Here is an 18,976-nt window from a genome sequence, read left to right on the forward strand (position 1 = left end):
AGCGCTCTATAGGTAGCTTATGTATAGCCCAAATTCATATAAAAGTGTTACAAAATAAAAATAGAAGAGATCTATATTAAATCTCTCCTATGTGCATTAAGCAAAACACATAAAATTACTAATTTGTTTATATTGGTAAGTTACTTTAAAACGATGGCCATCTTGCCAAGTATATCCTGATACATCATACCGCCGAACTTCTGTTGGAAAAAACCATAAATCTCTTCCAAAAGTACCAGGTATATATAACCTTAAATAACCCCATCTTCCTAGACAATTACACATCCATGATTTCATTTGGCCTGTTGTTATAGGATTAGCAAATGTAGAAGGTACATTGGGAGGGTTAGATGGAGGAAGTAAGTTTGGAACATCATCTGATTGACATGAACAGAACTGATTGTTCAATGAACTATTCCTCTTAATTATTAGTAAATTCTATATAGTATATGAAATTTATTTTTATATGAAACTTACATAGAGGAAAAACTTCTCTATTATTCCCCCAAAAAAATCCCCTTCTAATTCTTTAATAGAAGAGGATTTTTTGTTTAAATTCTATTTCAACTTCACACTATAAAAGCGCATTTCATCTAGTGAACCCACAAATTCAAATACTTCTTGTTTAATTAATTCCTTTAAGCGATATTCTAAAAACGTATCGCCAACTAACTGCTCTACATGACCAAGTGCTTCACCAATTACTCTAGGAGCTTTTAAGAACTCTCGATCAGCACCTATACTTTTCGCGCATTCAATAATAAACTGATCAAAATAATCATTTTGTACCGAACGCACTTCATTTTCTTTCCAAACTCTTAAAAACTCCGTACTTTTCGATAATCTATCCCATTCATATTCAAACTGCATTCGCTTCTCTTCCGTTACATGTGGAAATTCTGCAAAACTTCTTTGTAATAGAGCTAAACTTTCAGTTGGTAACTCTCCCGTTCCACGAATAGCATACTCTTGTTTTAATATTCCTTCACTTGCTTCAGACGTATTAATAACGCGAATGTTTTTCTTATCTTGTAATTGTGCCATTACAAAACAAAGGCCTACATGTTCATGCGCGTTATTAGCTTTCCAAATTGTAATAGGCGTTTCGCAAGGAATAGCGTGTAGTTCTTCCATTGTTTCTAAAAAACTTGGTAAATACTCTTCTTCAAAATAATTTTCATAAGCGGTTAAGTTGTTTACTAACCATTTCTGTCTTGCAAGTTGTCCCTCATTCATATGTAACTTGTTTATCGGTCCAATTGAAAAGAATTCAGAAAAAGCAACAACCCTCTCATCTAATCGTTCTTCTTGACCCAGCATATGCTTTAAACATCCAGCTGTTGAATCATCAAAAGCAATATGAACGTGTGAGCTTTCTTTTAGAGTTCTTTTATAAGATGTATTACTTGTTAGTTGTTTCGGAATATCCATCAAATTTTTAATTACATCTTCACTATAGTTTTCTTCTAATACACTTAACTGAATCAGAATACTTTGAAGTAAATGCTTTGCTTCATCTTCATACATATCCTCTACAACATTTTTGATTTTATCTATCACACAAATCCCTCTATTCATTTCAAAAATAACGTAGATTATAGTGTATCATTTTAGTATCGTTCTTTAAAAGTTTTTTAAAGTAAAAGCATTTATTATTCAGATTGCTACAGTTAACTACAATTTTTAATTACTAAATACCCCTTTATAAATCTTGTTATTTAAATGTATAATTATATAGAAAATAAAAAATACAGGAGATATATGTATGAATAAAGTATTTACTACTTATAAACATTATCTAAAAAATTGGAGATTTATATTTATTTGTATATTACCTACCATCGCTATATTATATGTTTTTGATGTTATTTTTGAACTACTATTTCATCAAAATTTCTATTTATCTAACTTAATTTTTGCTATTATATTATTTTTAATATTTATTAACATCAAAGATATGTTTAAAATTGAAAGTTAAAGCGCTGAATAACAAAGAGCACCCTGCAATTGGATGCTCTCATGTGATAGAGGTTTTTTCTGAGTATTAAGTAGGACACGAAAGTTTTGCCCTACTAGATAATATATGCTTGTACTTATTTTATTGTGCACCTATTACACATCAAATGTATACGTATTGCTAAAAATCCTCCTCATATATTTATTGTACAATTATCATATTTATAAATAAAAAAACATCCCTATGGATGTTTTTTATGTACCGATTTTTAAGCTTCCATAAACTTAGCCGGCACACCAATTTTTTCAACTACAGAAGATATATTAGTAGGATTAATCATTACATTTTCAATACTAACTAATTTATTTTCTAATAGTCCATTCTCTGTAGTAATAAGTTCTTCAAAGCGATCTAAAGTCATCGAGAATTTGTGTTCGCTTCCGCCATTCATACATACTTTTACATACTTCATAGTGTCACCGCCTTTCATAATAATCTATATTTCGATAAGAAGACGCTTACATCCTTTTTATTTCCTACTAGATTTCTCACTTTTACTCCTTGTTAATTCACGTTTATTTATTTTAAAGACAGCAGGTACTATTTTATGTTCACGATATTATTACTAGTAAGAATGATAAAGATAAAAATGCACAAAGTGGTATATATAAAACCGTATCCATTTTAGCAAATTGTGTATCTTTTTTTCGCTTAAAGATACCAAAATAATGAAACTCACCAATTACTCTTATGAAAAACACAATCATACAAATCCAGGATCCCATTTGAACAATAATATTAGGAAATGCAAAATGAACAACATTTGTTTGATGTAATAAAATTATTGCTGCCATACTTAATAATAACGCAATGAACAATGTCATCCCTGTACCTGGTGTAAACGCCTTTTCTCCAGATTTTGTTGGAATGACACTATTTGTCGCCCACTTACCTCCGAAAGCCCAATAAACATGTAAAAAACTAACTAAAAATAATATACAGACCGAAATGTATGTAATAATAAGCATTTTTTCCTCCCATTATTTTATTTAAGTCCTCAGCTAGCTTTAGAGTATGCTACAATTTCCACATTAGCAATCTATATTTAATTATATAAAAACCCTTTAATGATACATCATTAAAGGGTTTACTGAAATATTTTATGCATTATACCTATTCCTACGACGTTCCATCCTCGTTTGTCCTTGAACAGTACCTTCTTTATATTGTTGTATTGGCTCTGTCATTTCATATGTTGCAGCTGAAGCTGGTTCTTCGTAATTATGCTCACGTATGTTTTCTGGCATTTTTCGTTTTGATCCTTTCCCACCAAATTTAAATAATTCCATCTTGATTTTAGGCAATTTTGGAAGCGGAATCTTAAATGATAATTTTTTGCGTTTCTTTTTTTGTTGAAAAAGATTTATATTTTCTTTATTATCATTTTTCTCTCTACGGTGAATTAACATTGCAAGTAATCCACCTACTATTAGTCCTCCAACTAACAATAGAAGATATAAATAATGACTTGTCATTAAACTCGTCATACGTTCAAGTATAACCAACGACTGTATTTCTTTAATATCCCAAAGTAAAGCGGCCCATAATGACAATAAACCTAAAGTTAGTCCATATGTACGAAAACGGAATAAACATGGAATTAAAGCGATACAAGCGGCAATTTTTGCATTCGCTATTATTGAACTTGTTGAAATATCCTGATTCCAAATGACTAACAGTAGTGTTATAAATGGCGCGTACGCTATCCAACTACATATACGTGAATATATTTTTTTCGCAAAATAGCTACCGAAACTAGTAAAAAATAATAGGCCTCCAATATATAAAGATTGTTCTAGTGGGATTTGCTTCATAATACCTGCAACTGGAAAGAGGCCGCTTAATAGCATTAATAACACATCTAATTTCTTCACAATTCCTCATTCCTTTCAAATTTCTTTAGAATCAATTCATCCTGCTTTTCCATACGATTTAGATTTTGTATTTCTAAAAAACATCTTAATCCTGTATGTAAATAAAGTAAATACATAAAATTAAAGATACATGACAAAGGATATCCTTATTTACATAAAAAAATGACAAATCCTGATCAATATAACGAGTAGGATTTGTCTACTATTATTTAACGAATTTACCGAAAGAATTCTCCTTCCAGGGGCGCGTGAAGGGCGATAGCCCCGCTGTAGGTGGGAGATGAAAGGTTACTTTCGTCTTGGAACTGAGAAGCTCCCACTCCAAGCTATTCTAATTAGCCAGTAGTTCACAGCAGTATAATTGAATCTTTCTTTTCTCTTTTTATTATATCTACATCCAATTCATCATCAAATTCTTTAAACTCTCTTGCATCTATATCAGTCATATCGCGAATATTTTTATAAGCAATTCGTATAAGTGTGATCTCTTTAATTAGAGCTGTTTTAAAGAAGACATATCAGCGATAATTTATGTCTATTCTGTATAAGTGTTAGCAAGTTCGTTTGCAAACTTGTTAGCACTTTTTTATTTTCTTCTGTTAAAAATCTTCATTGTATTTTTCCCTTTACACATCAATCAAACTGCCACTATGACCAAAGTCATTAATTAAAGAAAAAAATAATAATAGTCGCGTTCATAACTTGCAAATTTCAAAAAATTCTTCTTAGGCTGTAAAATTCGTGCTTTGTTGGTACTACCCCATGCCCACCAACCTAAGAAAAGCAAATACCCCAAAACGAGAAAATTGAGCTGAATTCTCATAAATAACTGTAAAAAGCTAAAATTTTATTATAAGGGTCTCAAAATCTTAGCTTTATAGCAATGGGGTCTTCCCCCTATTAAGTAGACAATAAGAAAAAGACTAAATTACCAGTGTATTTCGATATTCAATCGAAACACACTGGTTTGATTCCTTATTAATGTGGAACAAATTTATTACTTAGATTGTCTATTAAGTGTATTCCTAAAAATATAGGCAAACAGCATAAGGGGGATTTCTGTTGAAAATTAATGTGATAAGAACAACATTTGAAGTTAGGTTATCAAAAGAAAAGGCTTCAAATATTTAATAAAAATAAAAAGTTTACCCTACTTTTTATTTTAACAGTTCCTTATATCCTATATGTATATGTGTACATCTCTCGCACTACACTCTTTATGAACAGCAAAATTTACAATTTACAAGGAGTAGACTTTATGAATAAGAGAATCAAAGAATTAGAATCCCAAGTTGTTAGAAAAGTAATCCCAGGCTATGCAAGATTTATCAATGGACTAGGCGAAATATCTAAAGTAGGTGTAAAATGAATTTTATCAATAAACTAGAAAAGAAATTTACTAAACGACAAGTTATATTATTTATATTAATTATAGGATATTATTCCCTTTTAATGATAGCTACCACATTTGGGCGTTCAGCTGAGAATATCTTTGTAAGAACTATTGATTTCGATGTACTAAGCCAGTATCAACAAGCATGGAATCAATTTTCATTTAATTCTTTTTTTCATATATTTGTTAATATAGGTATGCTGTTTCCGTTAGGGATTTTATTACCTTTATTTAATGAAGTTTTTTTAAAAGTAAAATGGATGTTAATCAGTTCAATTACAACATCTTTATTTATTGAAACTCTTCAATTTATAACACTTCGTGGAAGTGCGGAACTAGACGATTTACTTCATAATACTATTGGAATGATGCTAGGGTATTGTATATTCAATATAGTTCTTATTCTTCTCAAAAAAAAGGAATCACACACATATATAGTCAAATATTTAATCTTACCAGCTGCTGTAAGCTTCTTCGCACTTGGAATAATTATTTCGTATGAAATGAAGGAATTTGGTAATATGCCATTTGATCCTTACAGAAAAACAGATATGTCTCATGTCACTATAAAAACATCACTAGAGTTAAGCGATGAAGGTAAAAAAATGCCTGTTTTCGATTCTACAGGTGAAAAAGTGCGAGACGTCGAAATTATTTCTCCAAAAGAAGCATTTCAAAAGCTGAAACAAGGAGATATTTATCCTATGGGAGCTTTCGGAGCGGGTGAAGAATTTGAAGGCGAGACTTTAGTCATTACGGAATATAGTTTAGAACGCGTCACGGATACAAAAGGTTTTTCTCAACCAGTATATATCTTTCGCGTACAGTTAAAAGATCATGACGTAGTTCTAACGAGTCCACCTATTTCCGCAAGGAAATAATGTGAATTTTCATTTTATACGCATATAATCATAAAGTGAACTTCCCCCCGATTGTTAGACACAGGGCAGTACCACACACCCATCGACTTAAGTTTTTGTTGCATCCCCAAGTGTAAAAAAACGTTATTTTCTAAAGTTAATGAATTCCAAAAGCTTAATTTGTTTTTTTCGTTATTTCTCAGTTACTTAATTTTCAAAAAAAGACTATCTTCTGGCTTGTGCACAGGGATAGTCTTTTAATTATTAATTAGTTGAAACAACCTTTACAAACGGTGAGAACTTATCTTCATAAATGCCTTAGCCTTCAAAACTATATAAGCCCAACGAGTACTTTTAATAACTACTTCAGTCACGGTTAGCGATATTCTCGGTTTAATATTATCCATAATAGACGTACCACCAGCATTTTAATGAAAATATACGCTAAGTAAATTTCTTATGTACATTCTTTTTATGTTATTAAATACATCTTTCTAAGATACGAGTTAATTCTTCATGATTTGTTTGCATAACCCAATGCCCACCTCTTTGAATAGAATATACGTCCCATTTTCTCTCCTTTGCTATTTCAGCTGATCTTTGAAAAATAGGAGCCATTGGCCAATTTGCAGGATGATCAAGAATTTCTATATATGTATGCGGAATCTCATTCACTATCGAATTATTCATTTCAATTGATTGTGTAAATGCTAAAAGCGGCATAGCAACTTTTCTTTGATCTGATGCATTTCTTGGAATAATACGCCATCCATCTCCATGAACCTTTACTTCTTCTATAAAATGTGAAGATATTTCCGGACCAGATATATCCATTACAGAATCCCCGTTATTTGGAATCATCGCATCAATATACACAATATTTTTAATGCATTCTGGAATAATTTCTGCAACCCCCGTTATTACCATTCCAGCATAGCTATGCCCTACTAAAATAACCTCCTTTAATTTTTCATAGTGAATAACGTTCACAATATCTTGAATATATGTTTTTAATCCTACACCCGGATGTGCAAGATGCGCTCTTTCTCCAAGTCCCGTTAATGTAGGTGTATATACTTCATGCCCCTCTTTTCTCAACTGTGTTGCAACTTCCCTCCAAACATATCCACCATCCCATGCACCGTGTACAAGTATAAACGTTGTCATAATATATCTCCCCTCTAATATGTTTTATATTTCCAAAATTCATTATAATCCATTTTTACAAAATTAACCTTATATGTGCCTCAGCTTAAGAGATTTTAATACCCTTAAATACAAAAAAAACGCTATTCTTTCTGTAGAATCATAGGAAAGGATGGCGTTTTTTTATGTCTGTTTCTGTGTCTGACGAATTACAACTATTTGCTCAAGAGATTCAAAGCTTCTTACCTCCAAATATCTTACGCGATCTTGCTAGAGATGTTGGTTTCATGCACATGCCCATCAAGCTAAGATCTTAAAGTACCCCCTAAATGGAAATTTTGTGTTTTTATAGCACCGAAGTTTATTTTTATCGTTTTGGAGAACAACAGATTTTTTAACTTGATAGCAATGTGGTGCTGCTCCCAGATGAACTCAAGATAGATAAAGAAATGAAGGAAACTGTTATAGAAATTTCTACATTTCTTTGGTAACGTATCGCTTCTTTCTTACAAAAACCTTAACTTTAACACATCAAAAAGGTTCTTTATGAAAACTTATAGAATTAGAACATATCGCAGCACTTTATAATTGAAGGGGTGATTATATATGAACTTATCGATTTTTGATGAACTAGAATTATTTTCTAAAGAGTTACAACGATATATGTGACCATAGAAGGACTATTTTTTTATTTCTTCTATTACACATCACTCTCACTGCCATTATGACGCAAATCTCCATATTATTATCACTTGTAAAACAGTGCACCATTTCATATTCAACATTTACACTAGTTTTTATGTTGAATCGACTTGTAATATCTCCCCATATAATCCTTTGCATCTTTTTCAGCCCAACGTTCATCATATGGAATACTAGTATCATACGGATATTTGAAATATTCGCCGGTCTGATGTTGCCAATAATGTCGTAATTCATGAGCGAGCGTTTCAATCATAGCTTTACGGAATACATCCTTAGTAGGACGTCGATCAGCGGGAGCTGATACTAAGTCCCCCCTCTCATCCCGCTCTACAAGATAAGTCATCGGATATAAATCAATTACACCGGATTTTTGAGCATATGCTTTTATTCCATTTGAAGTCACATAACTACTATTAAATAGGCCAGCATACCCATTATCATTCAAGGTATTATGAATTGTAATTTCACTTGAAATCCCATCATCTCCAACACCTAGATCTTGTAAGATAAATTGTGTTTGTGTTTTAACAATTTCTTGTGTTATTGTTACAGCTTCTTCGTCAGTTACTCCAGTAGTTACTAAAGGAAAGTCGGCATCGGTTGCATAATATATAATTCCCGCTATCACACTAACAAAACAAAGAAAATTGAAAACTCTATGCATCAAATGTTTCCCTGAATTTTTCTGTGTATATTCATTTTCATGCGAATTTACCAATCTTAATTTTCTGTTCCTTTTTCTATGAATTGGTCTTTTTTTGAACAAGATCAAATTTGACCGTGTTTTTCTTCTCATGTATATCCGATTCCTCCCCAAAGGTATTATTTATACCTCATATGCATTTCCTTTTTAATTCGATTTATCTATTTATTCATTTATTATTAATGCAACTTGTTCATATTATAGCCTTTATTTTCCACAAAGTGAACGTAGAATCAAATTTTCATAGTTACAATCTGAATATCCGATATTAATGATGTGAATGACTATTTTTCTAAAGAGTTGTAACGATATATGTCACCACAGAAGTGATGTTCCTTTTTATTTTGCTCTTATATAATTGTAATCACATTCACCTTCACAAAAACATCATACTTAGCTGCTAACTCTTCTAATTTCTTTTCTCTGTATTTGGTCACTGTAAAAAAATGAATAACTGGCACTTTCCCATTATGCTTCTGTTTATAAATTTGCGTAAGTTCTTCGTATTTTTTTATCTTCTCTTCATTCACTTTCATTTTCTGCGAGCGATCTACTTCGACCGCATGGAGAATCCTTTCTTCATCCCGAAACTTTACATCAGGAACTATTTTCTTTTTTTCTTTATTCTTTATATAACGTATATCCGTTTCAATCTGCCATTCATCCGGACAAAATAAATGTAACCATGCTTCATTCCGTAATAATGCATGTGCAAGCTTTCCTCTCGAAACAACCTTACCGTCATCGCCAAACATGGCATGCCCTTCTTTATTAAGATAGTACACGTACTCTTTCCCTTGCATTGTCTTACTCAAATACGGCTTTAAATCACCCATAAGTCTGTTTGCATTTCGAATACCACCCATATCATGTACACTCATCACATGTCTTCTTGTGGCAAACTGCAGCTTTCTAATCGTCGCAAGTATCGCCATCTGACGGTTGATTTTTATGTGACTCTGGATGTTCATGTTTTTCCACCTCATATTCTTTTAGATGTTCCCACATCATTTCATCGCTAATATAAGGAACTTGAATTTCGGTGAGTCGGTCTGATTTATAAATCGCTCTACCAGGTAAGGATGGTAATGTTTCTAATCCGGATTCATCAAGAACAACTTCAGATGCCACCCTTGTCGGTAACCGAAATCCTACTTTCGCATCAGACATTTGTTTTACCACTGATGGAATTGAAGTTACTGTTGGGTACTGTGTAGCCAAAATCAAACGAAATCCTAATCCACCCGATACAGTCGCGATATAACTAAGCATGTATTGGCACTCTTCTCGAATCTTATTAACGTGACGCGGCAACCCTTTTGCCGGAGCGAGTACAGCACCTTCATCAACAATGATGAAAAAACGGTCTTTTTCTTTTGTCTCAACTATATTCTTATAACCATTTTCCTTCATGAGTTTGCCGCGCTCTTCAATTTTCTCCATGATTTTTCCGAGTACACGATGTGCCTTTTCGACTGAATCAGCTACTTCAACCACTTGTTTCAAATTACTAAACTCGCTAAATTCCAATCCTTTTTCCTTTAAATCAATTAAATATACATGTGCATTTTCAGGGTTTGCTTCAATTAAAGTGGTAAGTAATACTTTCAAAAACACTGTTTTCCCCATTCGTGTAAGGCCACCTAGCACCATGTGCGGAGTTATATCAAAGTCATGGTAAATCATTCTCTCTAGACTTTGCCCCATTGGAACGCGCCATTTCCCTTTTTTTACTAATCCCGTTGACCAATCCCACTTCTTCGGTATCTCCCGATGGAATACACGAATGTTTAATTTATAATTATCGTACTGGATCCGTACTGGTTTATTTAGTCCCTCACTTACCACATCCTCTACCTTCTGAATAATTTTACTCGGCATGCCAAGCGGTAAAGTGTAAACATAAGTCGTACTACGATCATCATCAATTTGTTTTTGGAACTTTGGATATTGCAATTTTTCTTCATTATTTCTTTTAATCGCAATACCAGATACCTCAAAAAACACCTGTATTTTTTTCTTATCATCATTTTTACTTTTGAACTTTTCACCGAAAATTGATAGATATTAAAAAAGCCGCCCAACAGGACGGCTCTTTTTTATTTCACATACACATAGGCTTTATTTACACTTAAGCAGATTTTAGTTCACATAAATATTATTATACTAATCTAAAATTTCCATGTTTACATTTTTTTCTTTTTATCTCATATTTTTGGGAAAGAGAGGGAAAAAATGGTTCAAATCAAAGTAACGCCTGAAATGCTAGAAGAAGTGGCTAATCGTGCAAATAATACCAGAATCGCATTAGAATCTATACATAATAATTTATGTAACGAAATAGATCAATTGTGTTTTCAATGGATGGGTGCCTCTAATCAACAGTTCATTCAAATGTTCAATGATGCGAGACCAAAAGCTTTTACATCTATCAATTCACTTGTAAAAATAGAAGAAGACTTGAAACGGATTGCTGAAAAATTCCGCAATGCAGATAATCAAGATGTTACAATGGAAGAAGGTGCAATGTGTGGTAAACCTTCCTCTGAAGAAAAAGGTTTTGATGGCGGTAAACTAGCTCGAGATATAGCTGGTGAAATAAGTGGTGAGTATGATATTAAAAGAGCGTGGGATGGTGTTAATCCATCTACTGGTGAAAAACTATCAACCTGGGATAGAATCTTTGCGGGTGGGATGGCAGTAGCTGGTCTTACACCAGTCGGGAAACTTGCTAAAGTAGGAAAAGGCGTTAAGATGACGCATGCTGCAATAGAAAGTAAAAACCTTTTACGAGGAGAAGATTACTTAAAAGCAGCAACAAGACCAAATGGTATCGGTAAACCACATATTGGTGAGAACGGAAATTTAATCCCAGCAAATAAAGAAGGGATGTATAAAGGCCGACAAGTAACTGTAACTGAACATAACTTAGGTGGATATCGCAGAGGAGCAAAACATAATAGTCCTTATACTAGTTTCTTGATAAAACCTGAGGTTGCAAGTAATTATGGTAAAAATATTATTGATATTGATTTACCTGCTCTAAGAAAGGAAATTAGGGAAGGTGAAGTAAAAGATGTTGCTATTTTAAGCCCTAAGCAAATAGAGCGTTTAATAAAACAAGATTCCGCAACTACAGATCACTGGAAAAATCTCGCTTTAAATTGGACTAAAAGAGATACTGAATACCTTATTAGAGGAGAAATTCCTGGTAAATATTTTAACATTAAGAAATGAGAGGGATATTCGCTATGAAACTATACTTTAAAGATATATATTTAGGAGACATTTCAAATGCAAATGGTGATGGTTTTTGGATGTATGGAAATATTAATTTCACTAATAACATTTCTGATTTCAAAGAGTTTCTTAACAAAATGGTAGATGAAAATAATCCGCCTTTAGATGATGTAAATCCAATCCTATTGGATGAAAACAATTGGTTTGTATCTAAAAATAATCAATTAGAGGGAATTGGAATACCTGCCGTCTACTTTGATTCAAATGAAATAGAATGGCGTTGGAGATAAATAAAAAGGTTCTCAGTTAAGAGAACCTTTTTCACTTCACATATACATAGGTTTCATTTGCTATTACATAGTAAATCTCACTTAACTTCATACCACCCAAGAGTATGAAAGGATTGATCATTAATGAATATTCTAGAAAAATCAAACGATTCCTTCACTTTAGAAGCTCAGGAATCACCAGCGAGTAAAGAGACCATTCAAGAATTACAAAAGTTCTCATCAATAGATGTACCATTAGATTATTTAGAAGTAATCCAAAATTGTACAAACGCAGAGATTAATGTACAAAATGAACTTTACATACGTATTTGGGGCCCTACTGATTGCATAGAGATGAATGAAGCACATGATATTCAAAAATATATACCAAATTCACTGGCAATCGGTGATGATGAAGGCGGAAAAGCATTATTATATGTAGATGGAAAAGAAGGATTCGGATTATATACAGTGGATTTTGGAGATTTAGATATTGAAGAAGCAATTAAAATAGCTCTTTCATTAAAAGCATTGTTAATAGATGGTGTCGGAGTAGAGGAATTGTTGTCATAGTTAAAAAAATAACAGCCGACTCATTTATATCGAGTCAGCTGTTATTTTTGATTAAGCTATCCTTTTGTTTTACTTCAAATACTTATACCACCAATCGCTACGATTAAGGTACTCCTTCATCGCATTTAATTGAGCATCTGAAGTTGGATCAGAAATAAAATATGCTAACCCATCAGGTTGTAAAATGAACTTAGCTGTCATTTTTAACGATGTCAATACTCCCATAACATCTTCAATATACTCTCTTGAAAATGCTCCTGATTGGATGATATTTAGTTTAGTTGTTTGAACTTGCTCTTGCACTGCTCCAGTAAACCAAGAAAGCAGCTTGCCTCCTATCAATTGATTTAAATCACAATTACCAATACCAGGTACATTTCCTGTTTCCGTGTACTGCCAAATATCGCAAGGATATGCTGGCTTATTACCGACATATAAACCAACTTTCTTAGCACCTAAACGGTATAACTCATCGATAAAGCCTTATGTGCGGGCTCTCATATCCTCCATCGATTTGTCTATTATTTAAAGTAGACTAATTGAATCTTTCTTTTTTATTTTTATAATATCTACATCCAATTCATCATCAAATTCTTTAAACTCCCTTGCATCTATATCAGTCATATAGCTCTTTATTACTTTTGCCATATGCATAGAATACGGCATATGTATATTTTTTTCCTGAAGCACACTTGAATTACAGCACATATAGTGTATCATTTTAGCGATGTAATTCCTTTCTACAGGTTTTACACCTAGCGTTAATATTTCAAGTATGTATCGCTGCAATGTTTCACTACCATTTAGCGAATATTCGCCAGTGCTATAATACATCCCTTTTTGATCTACATATAAATTTGCGCCCTCTGGAACATCATTACATTCTATCACACCGTATTTTGGTGTATCAAAAGATGTATTTATTCTTATAACGTTTAAATTAAGAACCTTTAACGCATCAGGAACAATCTCTGGTAAAATATCTATATCAATTTTTTTATTTTGCAACTCTTTTATCCAATATTTTCTTAAATTCGCATCTACAATGAAATACACTTGCTCATTTTTCTCTTTTGCCCGTTGTAAAATCCCCTTTAATGTTTCAAAAATAAATTGTTTAAATTGAATTCCCATATCATTTCTTTTTGAAGGCTGCGGTAAAAAAGTATTATGTTTATTTACATTTAATAATAAGCAATCGATCGTTTGCCACTCTGTATTCCCATATAATTTATATGAAATTTCTTTTCCTTTTATTTGTGAAATAATAGGTAAAAAATCAAATTTCGAGATTCGTTCAATTGATAAATTAACATATATACAAGGTAAATTTATTTTATTCCAACTACGTTTCAAAAATCCTTTTTGTTCTAATAAACTAAGAATACAATTTGTAATTGTTTTACGAGTTACACTTTGACCTATAAATAAATTAATAAATGCTGAAATACGGTTTGTACGTGCGAACCCTTCTCTAACGATTTGCTTTGGATCAATTTTTTCACGCCCATCACAATTTTTCATTGCGATTAACGCCAATGTCGCATCATTGCGCTCACCTGCAGTAGCATAAACCGCTTTCATAACATCCTCTACTAAATTTGTTTTGTATTTCTGGCAATATTGCATTTTATATGGATTTTGCAATACTTTTTCAACATTATATCTTACTATTTTTAACAATACTGGAGAATCTGCATTTAATACATATAATGACTCACCGATTTGAGCTAACACAATTTCACTTTCAAATAACGCTTGTTCAACTTCTAACGATATTTTTTCAGACCATATTTCTAATGTTATAGTCTCTAATCCTTTTGGTGCAATTAAAGGGAATAATTCATTTTCATTATTTGTTGCTACCTTTTTACATTCTGGTAGTAATGTGAAATAAGAGAATTTTTGCTGAAACCTTTTAAATAGATACTCACTTTCTTTTACTTTTATACCAGGTTTTATTTTAGTACCTTGAACTTTATATATTCTCTCATTGTACGGAAGCAACACCCTAATATTTGTTCCTATCATATAATCTTTCGGATATTGAAGAATATGCTCTAATTCAACTTCTCCACCTATACGAAAATCATCTTTTAAATTTCTAAATATCTTAATCCATTTTATGCCGTTTGTAGCCTGTTGAACTTTTAGTTTTACAAACCGTAATTTCTTATTATTCGCTACAAATTCTGGAGTAGAAACCAATATCATGCCCCGTTTTCGTCTTAATAGCAAAGGAATATCTGGATGGTTATATTCTTGATAAAACCTCCGAATTCCTATTGAAACATTTAATAACGGAATATTTTCGCCTCCGCGCGTTATACATTCAAACCGATATACATAGGCAAAATAATCTTGTGTTTTTTCGTCTTTAATAGGGTCTGACATAGATTCGCAAATATTTTGTGATCTAAGAGGAGAAAAGTATATATCTTCTTCGTTGATATTCTCTAATCGAATAGGTTGTTCACAAAAAATATGTGAAATTAAAGCAGGCACCCACTTAGAATATATTTCATTATCATGTAGTATTGGTAAGTTAGAAATTAAATCATAATGCCATTCATATTTTGGTAATTCTATTAATTTATTTGGTTTCCAATCATGAATCACCTCATACCAACTTTGGAAAATATACTCTAGTTGTTCTTTTCTAATAGGTTCTTTGGATACAATCCATGGTGTATTTTCATTTAATACATATGGATTATGCTGAATAAATAATATATCAGAAAACATATCATATAATCTTTCATTCAACCGTTTCAACTTACTTGTTAATAAAAATGTCTTATAATGTATCTCTACAATATCAAGCCATTCAATAGGGAAATATATAAATGATACACTTTCGTTTAAAAGAGGTTCTACTATATTTTCAAATGTTAACAACTTTAATTTTTCCATAAGATGATTACTTCCTTTCTACATTTTTCTTGATCACAAAAAACTAAAGTATCATCACATAATTTAATTATTTAAAAGAAAAGCAAATACCGCTTATCCGACTTACATATTAATGACATGACTCTGATAAAAGTTAAAAGAAATTATCATACATAGCCCCCTTATTCATCTTAATTACACTACATTAGAATTATACAATATACATTGCATATTGTATTTGGTATTTACAATAATTTTACAAAAGATTATAAAAGAGGTATTGACCATACATATGTATATCAATACCTCTTTTCGCTATCCTATCACCTTTTTCGCTTCTGTATTCCCTGGCGACTATTCTAATATTAAAAATGAAAAAGTATATATAATTGAGCATAGAGAAGATAAGATGGGAAGAGGTTCCCATTTCCATACTGCAGATAATGAAAAAGGAAACCCACTGGAAAAAAGGAAGATATAATCAACACCCTAGACATTATCCGGAAGATTTAGAAGGATAAAAGAAAAAAATTAAGAAACTAAAGGTGTGAAAAATTTTGAGTAATATGAATAAAAACCGAATTGAAATTCTAAAAATGAAAGCAAAAAGAAACGCTAATAGAAAAGAACTGATAGACAAACTTTCTAATATTGTTACTATTTCTATAGACTCATTTATGGATGCCGAATCTAATGATTTATTTTGTAAAGAATTATTTAATACGCTAGAACAAAATTCAAACATAAAAAAGTTTGGTAGCACTGATTATGAAGAAAACAGAAGACTATCAATAGCGCTGTTAAAAGAAACAGCTAAAACTATTCAATTTCCACTTAAGCAAGGGAGACTCTTTTTCTCTAAGGGTGGTAAAATTGAAGCAGTTAAGTTAAACATTGCTGAAGTATTCGATAATTTAGAAGAGTTATCAACCATATCAAGATTTCTAACTGGGTATATCGATTTTGTATTAGTTGGTGATGATTTAGAATTCGGCGTATGTATCGAAAGAACGGAATATCATTATGAATTCAGTATGTGGGGAATAACGAAAATCTAAATTGTGAAAACAATTGGCTTGTAGTGTCTAAAAATAATTAATTAAAAGGAATTGGAATACCTGCTGCTACTTTGATTCAAATGAAATAGAATGGCGTTGAAGATAGATAAAAAGGTTCTCTTAACTGAGAGCCTTTTTTCACCTTATCTCACATACACATAGGCTTTATTTGCTGTTACATAGTTAGAGTACCATATAAAAAATAATAAAGGAGTAATAAACAATGGATGTAAAAATAGTAGATATATCAGAAAAGTTATTAGATGGATATACAGTATTAGTTCAAGTTGATAGCAGTCAATTTATCGCTGAGTGGGATGGCGATAAGCCAGAAAAAAATGAAAACTATAATGTAGTAATAGATATAGATGATGAATTTATATGGAATACAAATATAGCCTTTTCAGATGAAAAGGCAAATGCAATAATTCAGAATGATGAAGGCTTTAAAGTCATCGCTAAGCTAGATTATAACAGTGAGGATAACTTAGCGATACTAAATGTCTATGATAGTATAGCACTAATTGATATAGAAGCAATCGAGCAAGATATAGCTAATGAATGGGTAGAAATGCAGTACACTTCAATTAAATTATTTAATAACAACTTATAATAGAAACCAAATACAATAACTATGGCATAGTCGTTATAATGTAGTAAGATATAGCTAAAGTAAACTTGTATAAAAAAGCCGTCCAATTTAAACAGGACGGCTCTTATTTTTACTTAACTTCATACCACCAACCTTTACGGTCAAGGTATTCTTTCATTGCATTAAGTTGTGTATCTGATGTTGGCTCAGAAACACAATACGTTAAGCCATCAGATTGTAATTTGAAGTTCGCTGTCATTTTAACACATGTTATGCAAGCTTTAACACATGTTAAAGCTTGCATAACATTTTGAACCTCATACGGTGAAAAAGCACCTGAATGGATAATGTATTGTTTAGGTACCCCCGCTTGTACTTGCTCTTGTTTCTGTTCTGCTCCGGTAAACCAAGACAACGGCTTGCTTCCGATTAATTCATTTAAATCACATTTACCAATACCAGGTACATTTCCTGTTTCCGTGTACTGCCAAATATCGCAAGGATATGCTGGCTTATTACCGCCATAACGCGTAATCCATACAAAATCAATTTTTACGTTCGCCATACCGAAAGGTGCATATATATGATGACCGACATATAAACCAACTTTCTTAGCACCTAAACGGTATAACTCATCGATAAACGCTTGTGTCCCCACTCTCATATCATTCATTGTTTTCACTTCTACATCTGCAACACAAACCGTAGCACTCTTGTTACCCCATCCCCAGAAGTCTTGCGCTTCTTTCTTTGCATCAGCAATGGAAACAAAGCGGCAAAATGCATAGTTACCAAAAGGAATGTTGTGCCGCTACAATTCACTCCAGTGGCCCTTTATATGGAATACGTGGCATATTAATAAAATCATACGTGGCAACATCTTCTACATTTGTCAGATAGGCATGTAAGCTTTCAACTAACATAAGGTTAGGTATACTTTCTTTTTCTTTTATTAAAATAATAGGCTTTTGAAATGCATATGCGTAACCAATTTCAAAAGCCGTGCCACTATCTACACACCCATTCACGAAATCATGAATTGCCACTACTACATCCGCTCTTCTTAAATATTTTAAATCATTATGAAAAACTACAGTTCTCCACTCCATAGATCCAAAAGTTAAATGTTCATGTTGATAAAACCTAGCTGAAAAAATATCTGCAACAAAAGGATTGTTACTAAGCGCATTTTCTAGTCTCTTTACCCTGTTAAGTTGTTCATCATTAAAAAATGGACTTGCTATAAATACCCTAACTACTCTTGTATTCTTTTTTTCCATACCACCTATACCTCCTTTTACACTTATAAACTTTAAATATTCCGTGTATTGCATAGATATTATCGTTTATTAAAAATTTATGAATATCTCCCCCTGAATAAAACTCAAAATTCCGTAAATAATGTAAACACATGATTATTTTTCTCCTATTTTCTTACATGAGCAGTTAGCTTTTGCTAGCTGCTCTTTTTTACGTGTACTTACCAAATAGTATTTTTGTTGAATTTTCATTGACTTTACGTTGACCTTTTGCTGAATTTTTCTTCATATTTAAAGAAACAAACATACGATATTGTATGTAGTCTCTCCGCTCATAGGGATCTACCTTTCTTATCGAAGAACATACTTATATGTGTGCTCTTTTTACTTACAAT

The 18,976-nt window shown here is 32.1% G+C and carries 18 protein-coding genes and 3 pseudogenes; 8 read left to right on the top strand and 13 right to left on the bottom strand.

Annotated features, from left to right (window positions below):
• Positions 1-96: 96 nt before the first annotated feature.
• Positions 97-369: pseudogene (locus ACXVYO_RS13295) on the bottom strand (hypothetical protein); the annotation flags it as partial.
• A 189-nt stretch (positions 370-558) separates the two neighbouring features.
• Positions 559-1,560: a DUF1835 domain-containing protein gene (locus ACXVYO_RS13300; RefSeq protein ID WP_458467383.1), complete on the bottom strand. Its 1,002-nt coding sequence runs from the start codon at positions 1,558-1,560 to the stop codon at positions 559-561.
• Between the two features lie 205 nt (positions 1,561-1,765).
• On the opposite strand from ACXVYO_RS13300, the gene ACXVYO_RS13305 reads away from it, so the two are divergent.
• Complete coding sequence (locus ACXVYO_RS13305) at positions 1,766-1,978, top strand: hypothetical protein (protein ID WP_458467384.1); 213 nt, start codon at positions 1,766-1,768, stop codon at positions 1,976-1,978.
• A gap of 247 nt (positions 1,979-2,225) precedes the next feature.
• Here ACXVYO_RS13305 and ACXVYO_RS13310 read toward each other — a convergent pair whose 3' ends face one another.
• The 3 genes from ACXVYO_RS13310 to ACXVYO_RS13320 form a co-directional block, all read right to left on the bottom strand.
• The gene (locus tag ACXVYO_RS13310) at positions 2,226-2,429 is read right to left on the bottom strand and encodes a hypothetical protein (RefSeq protein ID WP_000878362.1); all 204 of its coding nucleotides are present in this window, start codon (positions 2,427-2,429) and stop codon (positions 2,226-2,228) included.
• Between the two features lie 139 nt (positions 2,430-2,568).
• Positions 2,569-2,985 carry a DUF3995 domain-containing protein gene (locus ACXVYO_RS13315; protein ID WP_458467385.1) on the bottom strand — a complete coding sequence of 139 codons (417 nt, stop codon included), beginning with the start codon at positions 2,983-2,985 and terminating at the stop codon, positions 2,569-2,571.
• A 132-nt stretch (positions 2,986-3,117) separates the two neighbouring features.
• Positions 3,118-3,891, bottom strand: coding sequence for a DUF3959 family protein (locus ACXVYO_RS13320; protein WP_458467386.1), 774 nt, complete (start codon positions 3,889-3,891; stop codon positions 3,118-3,120).
• Between the two features lie 1,365 nt (positions 3,892-5,256).
• Between ACXVYO_RS13320 and ACXVYO_RS13325 the strand changes: the two genes are divergently transcribed.
• Positions 5,257-6,165 (top strand): VanZ family protein, encoded by a 909-nt coding sequence (locus ACXVYO_RS13325; protein ID WP_458467387.1) that lies wholly within the window; start codon positions 5,257-5,259, stop codon positions 6,163-6,165.
• A gap of 459 nt (positions 6,166-6,624) precedes the next feature.
• On the opposite strand, the gene ACXVYO_RS13330 is transcribed toward ACXVYO_RS13325, so the two are convergent.
• The 4 genes from ACXVYO_RS13330 to ACXVYO_RS13345 form a co-directional block, all read right to left on the bottom strand.
• Complete coding sequence (locus tag ACXVYO_RS13330) at positions 6,625-7,311, bottom strand: alpha/beta fold hydrolase (protein WP_458467388.1); 687 nt, start codon at positions 7,309-7,311, stop codon at positions 6,625-6,627.
• Between the two features lie 769 nt (positions 7,312-8,080).
• Positions 8,081-8,659, bottom strand: coding sequence for a DUF3920 family protein (locus tag ACXVYO_RS13335; RefSeq protein WP_458467389.1), 579 nt, complete (start codon positions 8,657-8,659; stop codon positions 8,081-8,083).
• 389 nt (positions 8,660-9,048) lie between these two features.
• Complete coding sequence (locus ACXVYO_RS13340; protein ID WP_458467787.1) at positions 9,049-9,579, bottom strand: replication-relaxation family protein; 531 nt, start codon at positions 9,577-9,579, stop codon at positions 9,049-9,051.
• 31 nt (positions 9,580-9,610) lie between these two features.
• On the bottom strand, positions 9,611-10,756 hold the full coding sequence (locus ACXVYO_RS13345) for an FtsK/SpoIIIE domain-containing protein (protein WP_458467788.1): 1,146 nt from the start codon (positions 10,754-10,756) through the stop codon (positions 9,611-9,613).
• Positions 10,757-10,933: 177 nt separating this feature from the next.
• Here ACXVYO_RS13345 and ACXVYO_RS13350 point away from each other — a divergent pair, with 177 nt between their 5' ends.
• From ACXVYO_RS13350 to ACXVYO_RS13360, 3 genes are all read left to right on the top strand, one after another.
• Positions 10,934-11,935, top strand: a complete 1,002-nt coding sequence (locus ACXVYO_RS13350; RefSeq protein ID WP_458467390.1) for a WXG100 family type VII secretion target — start codon at positions 10,934-10,936, stop codon at positions 11,933-11,935.
• Positions 11,936-11,949: 14 nt separating this feature from the next.
• On the top strand, positions 11,950-12,228 hold the full coding sequence (locus tag ACXVYO_RS13355; protein ID WP_458467391.1) for a hypothetical protein: 279 nt from the start codon (positions 11,950-11,952) through the stop codon (positions 12,226-12,228).
• Between the two features lie 123 nt (positions 12,229-12,351).
• Positions 12,352-12,780 carry an SMI1/KNR4 family protein gene (locus tag ACXVYO_RS13360; protein ID WP_458467392.1) on the top strand — a complete coding sequence of 143 codons (429 nt, stop codon included), beginning with the start codon at positions 12,352-12,354 and terminating at the stop codon, positions 12,778-12,780.
• Between the two features lie 69 nt (positions 12,781-12,849).
• Here the strand turns inward: ACXVYO_RS13360 and ACXVYO_RS13365 are convergent.
• Positions 12,850-13,296: pseudogene (locus ACXVYO_RS13365) on the bottom strand (N-acetylmuramoyl-L-alanine amidase C-terminal domain-containing protein); the annotation flags it as partial.
• Between the two features lie 9 nt (positions 13,297-13,305).
• A complete protein-coding gene (locus ACXVYO_RS13370) occupies positions 13,306-15,693 on the bottom strand; it encodes an RNaseH domain-containing protein (RefSeq protein ID WP_458467393.1) in 2,388 nt (795 codons plus the stop codon).
• Between the two features lie 271 nt (positions 15,694-15,964).
• On the opposite strand from ACXVYO_RS13370, the gene ACXVYO_RS13375 reads away from it, so the two are divergent.
• The 3 genes from ACXVYO_RS13375 (at position 15,965) to ACXVYO_RS13385 (ending at position 17,343) form a co-directional block, all read left to right on the top strand.
• A complete protein-coding gene (locus ACXVYO_RS13375; protein WP_342719563.1) occupies positions 15,965-16,153 on the top strand; it encodes an HNH/endonuclease VII fold putative polymorphic toxin in 189 nt (62 codons plus the stop codon).
• A gap of 76 nt (positions 16,154-16,229) precedes the next feature.
• Positions 16,230-16,730 carry a YxiF family protein gene (locus ACXVYO_RS13380; RefSeq protein ID WP_458467394.1) on the top strand — a complete coding sequence of 167 codons (501 nt, stop codon included), beginning with the start codon at positions 16,230-16,232 and terminating at the stop codon, positions 16,728-16,730.
• A 223-nt stretch (positions 16,731-16,953) separates the two neighbouring features.
• On the top strand, positions 16,954-17,343 hold the full coding sequence (locus ACXVYO_RS13385) for a hypothetical protein (protein ID WP_458467395.1): 390 nt from the start codon (positions 16,954-16,956) through the stop codon (positions 17,341-17,343).
• Positions 17,344-17,452: 109 nt separating this feature from the next.
• On the opposite strand, the pseudogene ACXVYO_RS13390 reads toward ACXVYO_RS13385, so the two are convergent.
• Together ACXVYO_RS13390 and ACXVYO_RS13395 are read right to left on the bottom strand one after the other, a co-directional pair.
• A pseudogene (locus ACXVYO_RS13390) lies at positions 17,453-18,127 on the bottom strand (N-acetylmuramoyl-L-alanine amidase C-terminal domain-containing protein); the annotation flags it as partial.
• A gap of 13 nt (positions 18,128-18,140) precedes the next feature.
• On the bottom strand, positions 18,141-18,602 hold the full coding sequence (locus ACXVYO_RS13395; RefSeq protein WP_458467396.1) for a nucleoside 2-deoxyribosyltransferase: 462 nt from the start codon (positions 18,600-18,602) through the stop codon (positions 18,141-18,143).
• Positions 18,603-18,976 lie beyond the last annotated feature (374 nt).

This window comes from Bacillus sp. BC08 (assembly GCF_054326875.1).

Bases quoted from the DNA above. Each gene is read 5' to 3' on its own strand.
- ACXVYO_RS13350 (WP_458467390.1), top strand. From the start codon at position 10,934: ATGGTTCAAATCAAAGTAACGCCTGAAATGCTAGAAGAAGTGGCTAAT.
- ACXVYO_RS13315 (WP_458467385.1), bottom strand. From the start codon at position 2,985: ATGCTTATTATTACATACATTTCGGTCTGTATATTATTTTTAGTTAGT.
- ACXVYO_RS13335 (WP_458467389.1), bottom strand. From the start codon at position 8,659: ATGCATAGAGTTTTCAATTTTCTTTGTTTTGTTAGTGTGATAGCGGGA.
- ACXVYO_RS13305 (WP_458467384.1), top strand. From the start codon at position 1,766: ATGAATAAAGTATTTACTACTTATAAACATTATCTAAAAAATTGGAGA.
- ACXVYO_RS13375 (WP_342719563.1), top strand. From the start codon at position 15,965: ATGTATATCAATACCTCTTTTCGCTATCCTATCACCTTTTTCGCTTCT.
- ACXVYO_RS13360 (WP_458467392.1), top strand. From the start codon at position 12,352: ATGAATATTCTAGAAAAATCAAACGATTCCTTCACTTTAGAAGCTCAG.
- ACXVYO_RS13385 (WP_458467395.1), top strand. From the start codon at position 16,954: ATGGATGTAAAAATAGTAGATATATCAGAAAAGTTATTAGATGGATAT.
- ACXVYO_RS13340 (WP_458467787.1), bottom strand. From the start codon at position 9,579: ATGAGTGTACATGATATGGGTGGTATTCGAAATGCAAACAGACTTATG.
- ACXVYO_RS13330 (WP_458467388.1), bottom strand. From the start codon at position 7,311: ATGACAACGTTTATACTTGTACACGGTGCATGGGATGGTGGATATGTT.
- ACXVYO_RS13325 (WP_458467387.1), top strand. From the start codon at position 5,257: ATGAATTTTATCAATAAACTAGAAAAGAAATTTACTAAACGACAAGTT.
- ACXVYO_RS13370 (WP_458467393.1), bottom strand. From the start codon at position 15,693: ATGGAAAAATTAAAGTTGTTAACATTTGAAAATATAGTAGAACCTCTT.
- ACXVYO_RS13395 (WP_458467396.1), bottom strand. From the start codon at position 18,602: ATGGAAAAAAAGAATACAAGAGTAGTTAGGGTATTTATAGCAAGTCCA.
- ACXVYO_RS13355 (WP_458467391.1), top strand. From the start codon at position 11,950: ATGAAACTATACTTTAAAGATATATATTTAGGAGACATTTCAAATGCA.
- ACXVYO_RS13310 (WP_000878362.1), bottom strand. From the start codon at position 2,429: ATGAAGTATGTAAAAGTATGTATGAATGGCGGAAGCGAACACAAATTC.